The sequence below is a fragment of the Streptomyces nidicola genome, from assembly GCF_050106155.1.
In the GTDB taxonomy this organism is placed as follows: domain Bacteria; phylum Actinomycetota; class Actinomycetes; order Streptomycetales; family Streptomycetaceae; genus Streptomyces.
Genome location: NZ_JBNBPI010000001.1, coordinates 1,609,491 through 1,621,709 on the forward strand (window position 1 = coordinate 1,609,491; position 12,219 = coordinate 1,621,709).

Consider the following 12,219-nt stretch of genomic DNA (forward strand, 5'->3'; position numbering starts at 1 on the left):
CTGACACCCATGCAAATCAACGTTCGCGGCGGGCCGACCCTGGACCTCTCCACTGGAGAGGGAAGCATCCTCTTCCACGTCCTCAAGGAGGTTGTCCAGGCGTCGTACATCATCGACGATGCCCGAGTCATCGCTGACGCGCGCGCACTCGTCGACGATGTACGCGCAATCCGCAAAGCCAAAAGAATGCAATCCGTCGCCTCGCCTCAATCCCTCGCGGTCCAGGCAGACACGTTCCTGAAGACGCTTTCGGCGGCCACGACGACGCTTCACCACTTGGGCAGGTCCGAATTCGAGACTCGAACCGGACTCTCCGCAAGAGACGCCGAGGCGCTGATCCGGCGCCTTACCTTGCTGATGACTCCCGACAGTGGCACCAACGAGCCAGAGCGTGGCCCCGAGGGCCTCTGAGGTCAGCCGCTCCTGGCTAGTACTCCAGCCGTAGTTCGTGATCTCGATCGTGACGGGCGGCGAGGAGGCAGCTGGCAGCGCCGATCATCTGGACGAGGCCGACCACGCCGTCACGGGTGTCCGTTTCCTTCTCCGCCTACCTGAGTCCACCGAGACTGAGGGAGTTCCTTATCTCGCTGAGCTTCGCAGTCGTCGCCGGGGCCCACTCCTTCGCCCTGTGGGTGCCGAATATTACGTCGGTGCAGTTCAGCACCGCTATCGCGCCGACGACAGCGGTCGGCAATGATCACTGTCCATGCTCCTACGCCTGGCCTGCATCGCCGTCTCCCACGCCTTCACCGCCCTGCGGCTGATCCCCAGGCTTATCCCGGAGCTGGGTATACACCCCGGTTTTGATGTCATCTGAAGGTCTTACGACACGTCAGCAGTGATTCGCTTGCACTCGTCTTCCCAGTCCCCACCTGACACCTCTTGGATGCCTTTTCCTCATCGCTCACCACGACGGTCTTCAGCCAACGCAGCATGAGGTGGTTTGAAGCCCCCCCCGCAGGGCGACTTCGAAGGGCCACACCTTCATCTTCCGCACAGCACCGCTTCCGGGAACTGCCCTACAAACAGATCCCTTTCACGTTCAGGACACAAACACCCAAGCCCTCCTCCGCCTCGCCAGACAACGCATCAACGTGCTCTTCGCAATGCTCCGCGACGGCACCTTCTACGAACCCCGAACGCCTCGCCTCGCTTGACGAAGGACATAGAGGCACCCCCCCCATGAGCGCGGACGGTAACCGCGGCTGGCTCGCAGTTCCCCAGTTCAATCATCAGAAACCGGCACACGGCCCCCAGGTCCACATAGGGTCACACCATGAGCACGCCAACTGCCGCATCACAGCCGCGAAGAAGCAAGAGGCGTAGCCGAAAGCTGTGGCCGGTAGGACTTGTCCTTGCCCTCGTCTTCGTCGCCTCGGTGACCGTCGCTGGCGGCGTGTTCACGGCGCTCGTGGACGTACTCGATGTTCGTCACCTGAAGACTGAGACACGCCTGACATCGAAGACTTTGTTCGACATGGTCAAGTTGTCCTTCGGTGTGGTTGCAGGGGCCGGGGCACTCGTCGCCCTCGTCGTTGCCTATCGCAAGCAACGTGTTGATGAAGAAAGCGCCTTACGCGACGCGACCCGGTTGCACACCGAGCGTTTTACCTCTGCATTCACTCACCTCGGTGACCCATCGCCTGCTGTGCGACTCGGCGCCGTTCACGCCCTAGCAGGACTTGCCGATGACGCCCCCACTGATGAGCTACGTCAAACCTGCATCGACGTTTTGTGCGCGTACCTACGCATGCCCTACATCCCAGATCCCGGACTATCTGACCCGGAAGGACATCAGGATTTCGTTGCACACCGAGAGGTGCGCAATACGATTATCCGGCTCATACGCGACCACCTACAACTAGATCTCCGCCAAACTCGCTCCTGGCGAGGCCACGACTTCGATTTCACCGGAGCCGTCCTCGACGCAGCCGATTTCACAGGGGCACAGTTTACCGGCGGCACCGTCTCCTTTACAGCGGTAATTTTCGCTGGTGCAACATCGTTTCGCAACGCAATATTCGATGGATCCTCCGTCGTCTTCTATGGAGCACAGTTCGAGGGCGATAACACCTTCTTCTCCTATTCCAAATTCCTGAGTGGCACTGTCTCCTTCGAGCAAGCAGTATTCGAGGGGGAGCACACGTTCTTCACGGGCGTACGATTCAGTGGCACGCAAGTCACATTCTTCGCAGCAACATTTAAAAGCAGCAACGTCTTCACGGAGACACACTTCGCCACCAGCAGAGTAGACTTTCGCAGAGCCACCTTCTCCGGGCACTCCACCTTCCAAAGAACCGAATTTCTTGGCGGCTCCGTCCTCTTCGGTGAATGCGGCTTCCTTGGACACACATCCTTCCCCGGAGGAAAATTCGTCGGGAGTTTTGTAACATTCGACGACTCAAACTTCGCCGGACACATCGACTTCCCTGAAGCCCAGTTTGACGGCAGTGTCGTATCGTTTGACGGTGCGCGCTTTTCGGGAAATATCTCCTTCGCAAACGCCAAATTCACCAACGGCACCACATCCTTCAGGGAATCACAGTTCCAAGGTGAAATATCTTTTTCGCAGGCGGAGTTCATTGGCGGCCAAGTCGACTTTTCGACTGTCCGAGGCGATCGCCCCCGGGATCTACTGAACGACCACCGCGGTCCGTATCCACCGGGAGTGGTGCTCCCGCAGGACTGGCAGCCAACTGACCGTCCATAGCCCGCGGAACAGTTATCTGTTGGGGTCGTTACGCATTCATCTGTGGCCGGTAAGACGATTGTCGCGTGCAGTGGTGATGCCGGTATCGAGCTGGTCGGGGTCGGCGAGTTCGGTGAAGGCGTGTACTGCGGCGTCCATGCGGTCGGGTGAGTCCTTACCGACGAGCCAGGTGACCATCTGGTCTTCGAGTTTGGGGAACGTTGCGCCTGCCGAAAATGTCATCCATCGGCGTACACGCAAAGCGACCTCGCCGCGGCCGAAGCGGTCCTGCGCGAGGCGCCCTCCCGCGTGGACGACCTGCTCGGCGACCGCATCCTGCTGCTGTCCTCCGCGCCCTCGGCCGCCCCGACCTGCGAGGAGACCGCGATCGGCGGCCCGGTCATCGAACAGGCCAGGGCCCAGACCTTCCAACTCACCCCCCCTGGCCGGTCTCACCGGCCGCCCCGCCGTCGGCGTCCCCGTGCCCAGCCGCACCGCGCCGGTGGGGCTCTGCCTGGTGGGGCCGCAGGGCAGCGACCGGCATCTGCTGGATCTCGCGGTGCGGGTGGCGCGGGAAGGCGAGGGGGCGTGGGCGGAGTGGTCGCGCGGCTGACCTCCACGAAGGCGTGACGCGGACGGGCACCACGGACGACGATCGGCACTCCCTATAATTTGAGCCCGAACGTATGGCTGCCCGGACCGCGCGGCGGCATCGAAGGAGTGTGCCCGTGCCCGGCGAACGATCCATCAGCGCGGCCGAGAAGCTGGTCGAGGCGAAGCTCGGCGGGCTGCCGATCCGGCACGAGCAGATGGCCGTGGTGGCCAATATCCACCGCGCCGCCGCGGCCGTGCGCCAGCACCTGGAGAACTCGGTGCTGCGCGAGTCCGAACTGACCTGGACCGCCTTCGTGGTGCTGTGGGTGGTCTGGGTGTGGGGCGAGTCGGAGACCCGGCACGTGGCGGAGGAGGCCGGCATCTCCAAGGGCACGCTCACGGGTGTCGCCCGCACCCTGGAATCCCGCAGGCTCGTGCGCCGGGCCGGCCATCCCGAGGACGGCCGACTCGTGCTGCTCAGCCTCACCGACGAGGGCGAGGAGATGATGCAGCACCTCTTCCCCCGCTTCAACGACGAGGAGGCCTTCGTCGCCGGCCAACTCGACGACGCCGAGTGCCGCTCCGTCGCGGACGCGCTGCGCCGCGTGGTGCTGCAGGTGGAGCAGCACGGCGAGGAGCGCCGCCTCTCACTGCTCGACGGTGCGGAGCCCGCGCCGCGGCGCAGTGGGCGGCGTTCGAAGGGGTAGCTCCCCGCCGCCGGGAAGGGGGACGCCGGCGACGCTCACCCATCGGATGCCCGATGTGACGCCCGTGACGCCCCAGCCAGCCCGCCGCCCGCGCGACCGCAAGGCTCAGATCCTGGCCGCCGCGATGGAGTGCTTGCAGCGTTCCGGGTACCGGGCCACCGGGATGGAGGACATCGCCACGGCCGTCGACCTTTCGGTCAGCAGGCTCTACCGGCACTCCCGGTGCACGCAGGAACTTCTCGGGCAGACGCTGCTGAGCAGCAGTTACTGACTTCGTTGGCGTGTTGTCGTGGGGGCTGACAGATGGTGGCGATGGCGGTATGCCCGGTTTATGAGGTATCCGCGAGGCGGTAGCCTGACGGCCGAGCGGCGGGCATTTCGCGAGGGCATCCGTCTGCAGGCGGCCGGGCTGTTCGCTACTGGGGTCGACAATGCTGAGGTGACCAAACGGCTGCGGGTCAGCGTCCGTTCGGTCCAGTGATGGCGCCGCGCCTGGGAAGAGCACTGGACGCGTCCTTGCGCTCGGCGGATTCGGCGGCCCGGCCGAAGCTGACCGAGGCCCTGTTCGCCATCCTGGAGACTGGCAGGTGCATATCGCGGAGGGACTGCCGCCGGAGATCGCCGACAAGACACCGCTGGACCTGTTCCGCCTCGTCACCGGCCTGGCTGCGGGAACTGAGCGGATTCCCTGTGACGGACCGGAGGTCCGGATCGTTGAGCATCCGACGCATGCTCCGGGCCATGCAGCGTTGTTGATCGAGGAATGCGGGGTTCTCGTTGCCGGCCGCATGCTGTCCGATGTGCCTGTTCCGATGCTCGACGGCACCGCCGACGCGTTGGAGGACTACCTCGTCGGGCTGCGGCTGCTCGCGGACGTGGCGGACGGCTTCGATGTCCTCGTGCCCGGTCACGGGTCCGTCGCCCAGGGCGATGAGATCCGCGCACGGGTCGCCCCGGATCTGGGGTACATGCATGCCCTGCGAGACGGCTGTGCTCCCGATGACCCGCGGCTCGGGCCGCCGGCCAAGCCCGGCTGGGAGCGGGTGAGGGACATTCACGAAGGGCAGACCCAGCGTCTCGCCGCAGGAGGCGAGGGCAACATGACGCGTGACGTGAGTCAAGGATTCTGTGGCAGCAGGCGGCGGCCGGCTATGGGAGGCGCTCCGGCCCGTGTGACGCTGACGCCTCCTCCAGCGCCCCGAACACCCGCTGCTGCACCGGCTCCTCAGTGGGCGGCGTTCCAAGTCCTGATCACACGGCCGCCCGCGGCCTGCGAGACTGCCGGTCGTGGACTTGCGAACCCTTCTCCTCTACGGCTGTGCGATAGCCGTCATCGTGCCCAGCACCCAGATACTGGCGGCCGTCGCCGCACCGTCGCGCGACGCGGCGGGGCCGCCGACGCCGCGCCTGATCTGGCGCCGGCCGGTGCCGTGGACGGCCGCAGTCCTGGTGGCCTTGATGGTCGTCCTCGCCGTCGCGCAGACCGTCGTTCCGGCCCTGGTCGGCGGGCTCGAGCGGGTGCCGGACGGGCCGTGGTGGCGGGTGCCGACCGCTTTGCTGGTGCAGTCCTCCGGCTGGTTCCAGGTCGTCTTCAATCTGGCCGCGCTGTTCGTCGTCGCCCCGGTCGCGGAGCGTGCGTTCGGCCCTGCGCGCATGCTCGCCGTCTACGTGGTGAGTGGTGTGGCGGCGCAGGCGGTGAGCGTGGCGGGCTGGGGCCCACGGGGCGGCGGTGACTCGGTCGCTATCTGCGGTCTGGTCGGCGCGCTGGCCACGACGTACGCGCTGCGCGGCGCGCTGACCGCCGTGCGGCGCGTGGCCCCACTGGTCCCCGCGAGCGGCGTGGTCCTGTGCCTGCTTGCCAACAACCACGGTGTGGGTGTCCTGACCGGCTGCGCGCTCGGCGCGGCCCTCACCTGGGCGGGGACCCTCCGCCTCGCCGACCCGTCAGCGGCGCGCTGACGCCTCCACCAGCGCCCCGAACACCCGCTGCTGCACCGGATCCTCATGGGCCGTGTCCTCGGGGTGCCACTGCACCGCCAGGAACAGGCCGTCGTGGGTGGGGAGTTCGAGGGCCTCGATGGTGCCGTCGGTGGCGCGGGCCGTGATGTGCAGGCCCTCTCCCGGGCGGTCAACCTGTTGGTGGTGGTAGCAGGAGGCCTCGACCTTGTCGGTGCGTGTGGCGCGAGCCAGGGCCGAGTCGGGGGTGAGGGCGACCGGATGGCGGACGTGGCGGTGTTCCCTGTCGGGGCCGCCCATGTCCTGGTGGAGGGTGCCGCCGAGGGCCGTGTTGACCACCTGCAGGCCGCGGCAGACGGCGAGGAGCGGGAGGCCCGAGGCCAGGGCCTGGCGGGCCAACTCCAGGTCGAAGGCGTCCTGTTCGTCGTCCACGTCGTACACCGCCTCGTGGGCGTGCTCCGCTCCGTAGCGGTGCGGGGCGAGGTCGCCGCCGCCGGGGAGGAGCAGGCCGTCGAAGCGGGCGAGGCGGGAGGCGACCTCGGCGGGGTCGGCGATGCCGCCGGGGGCGTGCGGGTGGAGGGTGGCGGGTTCGCCGCCCGCGCGCCACACGGCCTCGATGAGGGCGCGGGCGTTGACCTCGGCGGCGTAGCGCAGCGCGGAGGTCGTGGCCGAGAAGCGGGCCGGGATGGCGATCAACGGGCTTCGCACGTGCGGGAGTTCGCTCACAGTTGGATCCACGTGGTCTTGAGTTCCATGTACTTCTCCAGGGCGTGGGCCGACTTGTCGCGGCCGTTGCCGGACTGCTTCATGCCGCCGAAGGGGACGGTCAGGTCGCCCTCCTCGTAGCAGTTGACCCAGACCGTGCCTGCCTTGAGGGCGCGGGAGACCTGGTGGGCTGTGGTGAGGTCGGAGGTCCACAGGCCTGCCGCCAGGCCGTACTCGGTGGCGTTGGCGAGGGTGATCGCCTCGTCGAGGTCGTCGAAGGTGAGGATCGACAGGACCGGGCCGAAGATCTCCTCGCGGGCCGTGCGGCTGTCGGGGGCGACCCGGTCGAGGACGGTGGGTTCCATGTGGATCCCGCCGGCCTCGGTGCGGGTGCGGGCGCCGCCGGTGCGCAGTCGGGCGCCGCCCGCCACCCCGTCCCGTACGTGGTCGAGGACGCGGTCGAGGTGGCGCTCGCTCACCAGGGCCCCCATCTCGGTCGCCGGGTCGAGCGGATCGCCGACACGCAGGGCTCGGGCGCGCTCCACGACCGCCTCCGTCACCTGTTCGGCGATGGAGGAGTGGACGAGCAGGCGGGAGGGCGCGGTGCACATCTCGCCCTGGTTGAAGAAGATGCCCCAGGCGGCGGTGGCCGCGGCCTTGTCCAGGTCGGGGGCGTCGGGCAGCACGATGTTGGGGGACTTCCCGCCGAGCTCCAGCCAGATCCGCTTGAGGTTGGAGTCGGCGGCGTAGTGGAGGAAGTGGCGGCCGACGGCGGTGGAGCCGGTGAAGGCCAGGACGTCGACGTCGGGGTGCAGGCCGAGGGCCTTGCCCGCGACGGGACCGTTGCCGTTCACCACGTTGAGGACGCCGGGCGGTAGTCCGGCCTCCAGGGCGAGGCGGCCGAGCCGCAGCGCGGACAGCGGCGAGTTCTCGGAGGGCTTGAGGACGACCGTGCAGCCGGCCGCGAGGGCGGGCGCGAGCTTCCAACCGGCAAGGGTGAGGGGGAAGTTCCAGGGGACGACGGCGCCGACGACGCCGGCCGGCTCCCGCGTCACGAGCGCGAGCGCGTCGGGGGCGGTGTGCGGGGATTCGTCGGTGAGCTTGTCCGCCAACTGCCCGTACCAGCGGAAGGTGTTGATGACGGCGCGCAGTTCGATGTCATGGGCGTCGGAGATGGTCTTGCCCATCTCCAGACTGACCGTGAGGGCCAGTTCGGCGCGGTGTTCTTCCAGGAGGTCGGCGATTCGTCCGAGGACCCGGCCGCGTTCGGCGGGGGCCAGGCGCGGCCACGGGCCCTGGTCGAAGGCGCGGCGGGCCGCGGCCACCGCGGCGTTCACCTCGGCCTGACCGCCGTCGGCGACCTCGGCGATCCGCTGCCCGTCGCGTGGTGACAGCCCCTCGAAGGTGGCGCCGCCGCCCGCTTCGTCGGCGCCGTCGATGAGGTGTGTTCCGTTCGGGGTGAGCTCCTTGGCGCGGCGCTGCCAGGTGTCGTAGGTGGGCATGGCGGCAGGGGTCATCGTCGGTTGTCCTCCGGACCACGGGTGTTGCGTGAAGGAAGAAGAGGGAGAGCGGGGTGGCGTCAGCCGCGGGCCAGGTCCGCCAGCAGCTCCCGCAGCCGGGTCAGCGCCTCTTCGGTGACCTCGCGCTCGCCGAAGACGAGCTGGTGCAGGACCAGGCCCTCCAGGGCGGCGAAGACGAGGCGGTACGTGCCCCGGTCCACCGTCCCCGGCAGCATCCGGTCCAGCTCCCGGCGGGTGGCCTCGAAGTACTCCTCGTACAGGTCCCGCAGCCGCGGGAGCAGCTCGGGCCTGCGGCGGGCTTCGAGCAGCAACTCGTACTGGAACGCCTGGAGTTCGGGATCGGACTCGACCATGTCGACGAGGCTCGCGGAGAAGTCCGCGGGGTCGCCCGTGCCGACGTCGAGGGAGCTGCTGCCGAGCGAGGTGTGGATGGCGTGGCTGACCGCCTCCTCGATGAGCGCGTCGCGCGAACCGAAGTGGTGGACGACGAGCCCGTGGGTGACTCCGGCCTCCTGGGCGACGGCCCGGTAGGTGAGCCCCCGCAGCCCGCCCCGGGCCACCACGCGCACCGCGGCGTCGAGCAGGGCGGTGCGGCCGGTCCCGTAGCTCTTCACGCGCTTACGGGACCGGCTCTGCTCGCCGGTGGGCGGGGCGGAGTCGGACATGGTGTCGAGCCTACCGGCCCGGACGGCGGCGCCCATGTCAGCGCTTCGGCGGCCTGATGCCGCGGAACTCCCAGTCGCCGCCGAGCGCGGTGGACAGGACCTCCTCGGACTCAGTGGGCTGGGCGCCGACGTCCGTGCGGACGGCGGTGGGGCCGGTCACGATGTGGTTGGTAAGCCGGCCGAGGCCCTCGACCTCGACCTCGACGACGTCGCCGGGCTTGACGGGGCGGGAGTTGGCGGGCGTACCGGACAGCACGACGTCGCCGGGGTACAGGGTGATGGTGCGGGCGATGTCGGCGACGAGATAGTGCATGTCCCACTTCATCTCGTCGGTCGAGCCGTCCTGGACGACCTCGCCGTTGACGTAGGTGCGCAGGCGCTTGCCGTGGAAGTCCCAGTCGGTGGCCAGGCCCGGGCCGAGCGGGCACAGGGTGTCGGAGCCCTTGACGCGGAGCATGGAACCGGCGTCGGTGTCCCGGAAGTCGTGCAGGCCGTAGTCGTTGGCGACGGTGTAGCCGGCGATGTACTCCCCCGCGTCTTCCGGGGCGATGTTGCGCGCGGTCTTCCCGATGACGATGGCGACCTCGCCCTCGTAGTTGAGCCACTTGCAGCCGTCGGGGCGGACGACGGCGCCCTTGTGGCTGTTCAGCGCGGAGGTCGGCTTGTGGAAGTAGGTGGGTGTGTCGGGCAGGCCGATCTGGAACTCGTCGACGCGGCTGCGGTGGTTGAGGTGCACGGCGATCACCTTGGAGGGGATCACCGGGGGCAGGTGCTGGGCCTCGTCCGTCTTGACGCGGCGGCCGTCGCCCGCGACCAGCTCGTCGCCGTCGACGGTGACCTGGACGGCGGCGCCGTCGAGGAGGATGCGGCGGTACTCAGGCATGTGCGGTGTTCTCCTGTACGCGGGTGGGGGCGGGGGACGTCCAGCCGTCGGCGGGGCAGTCGAACCAGAGGTGGACCTGTCCGGTACCGACGGAGTTCTCGTACGCGCCGTACTGGCGGGCCGGGGCGGTGCAGGCCCGCTCGCCGAGGGCGCCGGCCATCATCAGGTAGTGGAAGAACTTGGCTTCCGGCTTGAACTTGTAGAACTCGTCCATGGTGTCGAGGACCCGGTCGTGGCGGCCCTCCTTGAACCAGGCGATGCGCTCCTCGTCGGCCGCGCGGGCCTCCGGGGTGAAGATGTGCGAGGGGTCGCTGGATTCGTGGTCGCGCAGTTCGCGCAGCGGCCAGAAGGTGTGCGAGAGGGCGCCGGAGGCGATGAGCAGGACGCGGCGGCCGGGGGTGGCGGCGATGCCGTCGGCGAGCGCGCGGCCGAGCCGCAGATGGTCCTCCACGTCACCGGTCTGGCAGACCCCGATGGTGACCCACCGCTTGTCGGGCAAGCCCTCGCCGAGGAACTTCCACAGGTTGATGGTGGCGTAGTAGATCGGCAGGTACGGGTCGGCGATCGGGGTGATCCAGGTGCCGTACTTGTCGGCGAACTGGGCGATGTTCTCAGCGAGTTCGGGATCCCCGGGGAAGTCGTACGGCATGCGGCACATGCCGCGCGGCAGCTCCTCCGAGGTGAACAGGCCGGCACGCTGGTCCTGCGCGGTGACGACGAACTCGACGGTGGTGGCCCAGTGGGAGTCGAGCACGACGACGGTGTCGTAGTCGTCGCGGTCGAAGACGTCCTTGCGGAGCTGGTGCAGGCCGGTGACGAGGGTGATCTCCTTGCCCTCGTTCAGCTCCAGGCGGTCGCCCTCCGGCAGCACGATGGTCGGGACGTGCGCGAGCAGGCCCGCGCCGACGATGTCACCCATGGTCCGTACCCTTCTGCTGCTGGAAGCCCTTCGGGGCGGTCACGGTGTTCTTGAGGTCGCAGTAGAAGTCGAAGCTCCACGTGCCGCCCTCGCGGCCGACGCCCGACTGGCGGGAGCCGCCGAAGGGCGCCTGCAGGTCGCGTACGAAGAAGCAGTTGACCCAGACGGTGCCCGCGACGAGCTGTGCGGTGATGCGCTCGGCGCGCGCGTGGTCGCCGGTGGCGACGGTGGCGGCGAGGCCGAAGCGGGTGTCGTTGGCGAGGCGGACGGCCTCGTCCTCGTCCGCGAAGGTCTGGAGGGTGAGGACGGGCCCGAAGACCTCCTCCTGCACGATCTCGGAGTCCTGGGCGACGTCGGTGAGGAGCGTGGGGGCATAGTAGTTGCCCTCGCCGCGCCGGCCCCCGATGACGGCGCGGGCGCCGGCGTCGAGCGCCCGCCGCACAAAGCCGTCGATCTTGTCGAGCTGACGGGGGTGGATGTTGGGGCCGATGTCGGTGGCCTCGTCACGCGGGTCGCCCTGCTGCAACTGGGCCGCCTTGTCGACGAATCGACGAGTGAATTCGTCGGCGATCGTTTCGTCCACGAGGATACGGGTGGCGGCGAGGCAGACCTGCCCGGCGTTGTCGAACTGCTCGACGGCGAGGTCGACGGCCAGGTCGAGGTCGGCGTCGGCGAACACCAACAGCGGTGACTTGCCGCCGAGTTCGAGGCTGAGCGGGGTGAGGTTGGGGGCGGCCTGCGCGGCGATGTGCTGCGCGGTGGGCACCGAGCCGGTGAAGCTGACGCGGCGCACGTCGGGGTGGGAGGTGAGGGCGTCGCCGATCTCGGATCCGTAGCCCTGGACGATGTTCACCACACCCGGCGGCAGGCCCGCCTCCTCGGCGATGTCGGCGAACAGCGAGGCCGTGAGCGGGGTCCACTCGGCGGGCTTGAGGACGACGGTGTTGCCGGCGGCGAGGGCCGGGGCGAGCTTCCAACTGGACAGCATCAGCGGGGCGTTCCACGGCGTGATCAGCACACAGGGGCCCGCCGGGTCCCAGCTGACGTGGTTGGTGTGTCCGCGCGTGTCGAAGTCGTCGTGGCCGAGGTTTTCGGTCAGCCAGTCCGCGAAGAAGCGGAAGTTGTGCGCGACGCGCGGCATGACACCGCGGCGGTGGGAGCGAAGGAGCGCGCCGTTGTCGGTGGTCTCGACGATGGCGAGCTCTTCGATGCGCTTGTCGACGCCGTCGGCGAGGGCGTGCAGCAGCCGGCCGCGCTCGGCGGGCGGCGTGGCGGCCCAGCCGGGGAAGGCGGCCTTGGCGGCGGCGACGGCGGCGTCGGCCTCGCTCTTCGCGCCGCGGGCGATCTCGCCGAGTACGGCGCCGTCGATGGGCGAGACATCGGTGAAGGTGTCGGCGGAGGCGACGCGTTCGCCGCCGATGTAGTGGCGGGTGTCGACGGGGACTCCGGCGACAGTGGTGGTGTGCGCTTGCGAGGTCATGGCGCTCGGGCTCCTGCTGGGTTGGGGGCGGGTGGGCAAAATCAGCCCCTGCGGCGTTTGAGCAGCGGGGTCCGGGGCGGAGCCCCGCGACGTGGGTACGA

General features: G+C 68.6%; 13 protein-coding genes and 1 pseudogene. 7 read left to right on the top strand and 7 right to left on the bottom strand.

All coding sequences use genetic code 11. The annotated features are described in order from the left end of the window. The first annotated feature begins 9 nt into the window (after positions 1 to 9). Both ACOKM3_RS07630 and ACOKM3_RS07635 read left to right on the top strand, forming a co-directional pair. Positions 10 to 411: a hypothetical protein gene (locus ACOKM3_RS07630; protein WP_426898231.1), complete on the top strand. Its 402-nt coding sequence runs from the start codon at positions 10 to 12 to the stop codon at positions 409 to 411. A gap of 865 nt (positions 412 to 1,276) precedes the next feature. After that, positions 1,277 to 2,710: a pentapeptide repeat-containing protein gene (locus ACOKM3_RS07635; RefSeq protein WP_426898233.1), complete on the top strand. Its 1,434-nt coding sequence runs from the start codon at positions 1,277 to 1,279 to the stop codon at positions 2,708 to 2,710. Between the two features lie 36 nt (positions 2,711 to 2,746). Here ACOKM3_RS07635 and ACOKM3_RS07640 read toward each other — a convergent pair whose 3' ends face one another. Beyond that, a complete protein-coding gene (locus ACOKM3_RS07640; protein WP_426898235.1) occupies positions 2,747 to 3,121 on the bottom strand; it encodes a hypothetical protein in 375 nt (124 codons plus the stop codon). 49 nt (positions 3,122 to 3,170) lie between these two features. On the opposite strand from ACOKM3_RS07640, the gene ACOKM3_RS07645 reads away from it, so the two are divergent. The 5 genes and pseudogenes from ACOKM3_RS07645 to ACOKM3_RS07665 all read left to right on the top strand — a co-directional run bounded on the left by ACOKM3_RS07645 (position 3,171) and on the right by ACOKM3_RS07665 (position 5,949). Further along, positions 3,171 to 3,302 carry a hypothetical protein gene (locus ACOKM3_RS07645; protein WP_426898237.1) on the top strand — a complete coding sequence of 44 codons (132 nt, stop codon included), beginning with the start codon at positions 3,171 to 3,173 and terminating at the stop codon, positions 3,300 to 3,302. Between the two features lie 115 nt (positions 3,303 to 3,417). After that, on the top strand, positions 3,418 to 3,990 hold the full coding sequence (locus ACOKM3_RS07650; protein ID WP_426898239.1) for a MarR family winged helix-turn-helix transcriptional regulator: 573 nt from the start codon (positions 3,418 to 3,420) through the stop codon (positions 3,988 to 3,990). 64 nt (positions 3,991 to 4,054) lie between these two features. Then, positions 4,055 to 4,261: a TetR/AcrR family transcriptional regulator gene (locus ACOKM3_RS07655; RefSeq protein WP_426898241.1), complete on the top strand. Its 207-nt coding sequence runs from the start codon at positions 4,055 to 4,057 to the stop codon at positions 4,259 to 4,261. Between the two features lie 60 nt (positions 4,262 to 4,321). Next, a pseudogene (locus ACOKM3_RS07660) lies at positions 4,322 to 4,570 on the top strand (helix-turn-helix domain-containing protein); the annotation flags it as partial. Positions 4,571 to 5,277: 707 nt separating this feature from the next. Further along, positions 5,278 to 5,949 (top strand): rhomboid family intramembrane serine protease, encoded by a 672-nt coding sequence (locus tag ACOKM3_RS07665; protein WP_426898243.1) that lies wholly within the window; start codon positions 5,278 to 5,280, stop codon positions 5,947 to 5,949. On the opposite strand, the gene ACOKM3_RS07670 is transcribed toward ACOKM3_RS07665, so the two are convergent. The 6 genes from ACOKM3_RS07670 to ACOKM3_RS07695 form a co-directional block, all read right to left on the bottom strand. Next, on the bottom strand, positions 5,935 to 6,654 hold the full coding sequence (locus ACOKM3_RS07670; RefSeq protein WP_426906726.1) for a gamma-glutamyl-gamma-aminobutyrate hydrolase family protein: 720 nt from the start codon (positions 6,652 to 6,654) through the stop codon (positions 5,935 to 5,937). The two genes, ACOKM3_RS07665 and ACOKM3_RS07670, sit on opposite strands and share 15 nt — an antisense overlap. Positions 6,655 to 6,668: 14 nt before the next feature. After that, complete coding sequence (locus ACOKM3_RS07675; protein ID WP_426898245.1) at positions 6,669 to 8,168, bottom strand: aldehyde dehydrogenase; 1,500 nt, start codon at positions 8,166 to 8,168, stop codon at positions 6,669 to 6,671. A 62-nt stretch (positions 8,169 to 8,230) separates the two neighbouring features. Beyond that, complete coding sequence (locus ACOKM3_RS07680; protein WP_426898247.1) at positions 8,231 to 8,836, bottom strand: TetR/AcrR family transcriptional regulator; 606 nt, start codon at positions 8,834 to 8,836, stop codon at positions 8,231 to 8,233. 37 nt (positions 8,837 to 8,873) lie between these two features. Next, positions 8,874 to 9,719, bottom strand: coding sequence for a fumarylacetoacetate hydrolase family protein (locus ACOKM3_RS07685; RefSeq protein ID WP_426898249.1), 846 nt, complete (start codon positions 9,717 to 9,719; stop codon positions 8,874 to 8,876). Then, complete coding sequence (locus tag ACOKM3_RS07690) at positions 9,712 to 10,638, bottom strand: 3,4-dihydroxyphenylacetate 2,3-dioxygenase (RefSeq protein ID WP_426898251.1); 927 nt, start codon at positions 10,636 to 10,638, stop codon at positions 9,712 to 9,714. The genes ACOKM3_RS07685 and ACOKM3_RS07690 overlap by 8 nt, the downstream gene beginning before the upstream one ends. After that, entirely contained in the window at positions 10,631 to 12,118 is a 1,488-nt protein-coding gene (locus ACOKM3_RS07695; protein WP_426898253.1) for an aldehyde dehydrogenase, read from the bottom strand. The genes ACOKM3_RS07690 and ACOKM3_RS07695 overlap by 8 nt, the downstream gene beginning before the upstream one ends. Positions 12,119 to 12,219: the final 101 nt, after the last annotated feature.

Bases quoted from the DNA above. Each gene is read 5' to 3' on its own strand.
- ACOKM3_RS07675 (WP_426898245.1), bottom strand. From the start codon at position 8,168: ATGACCCCTGCCGCCATGCCCACCTACGACACCTGGCAGCGCCGCGCC.
- ACOKM3_RS07685 (WP_426898249.1), bottom strand. From the start codon at position 9,719: ATGCCTGAGTACCGCCGCATCCTCCTCGACGGCGCCGCCGTCCAGGTC.
- ACOKM3_RS07695 (WP_426898253.1), bottom strand. From the start codon at position 12,118: ATGACCTCGCAAGCGCACACCACCACTGTCGCCGGAGTCCCCGTCGAC.
- ACOKM3_RS07630 (WP_426898231.1), top strand. From the start codon at position 10: ATGCAAATCAACGTTCGCGGCGGGCCGACCCTGGACCTCTCCACTGGA.
- ACOKM3_RS07635 (WP_426898233.1), top strand. From the start codon at position 1,277: ATGAGCACGCCAACTGCCGCATCACAGCCGCGAAGAAGCAAGAGGCGT.
- ACOKM3_RS07690 (WP_426898251.1), bottom strand. From the start codon at position 10,638: ATGGGTGACATCGTCGGCGCGGGCCTGCTCGCGCACGTCCCGACCATC.
- ACOKM3_RS07680 (WP_426898247.1), bottom strand. From the start codon at position 8,836: ATGTCCGACTCCGCCCCGCCCACCGGCGAGCAGAGCCGGTCCCGTAAG.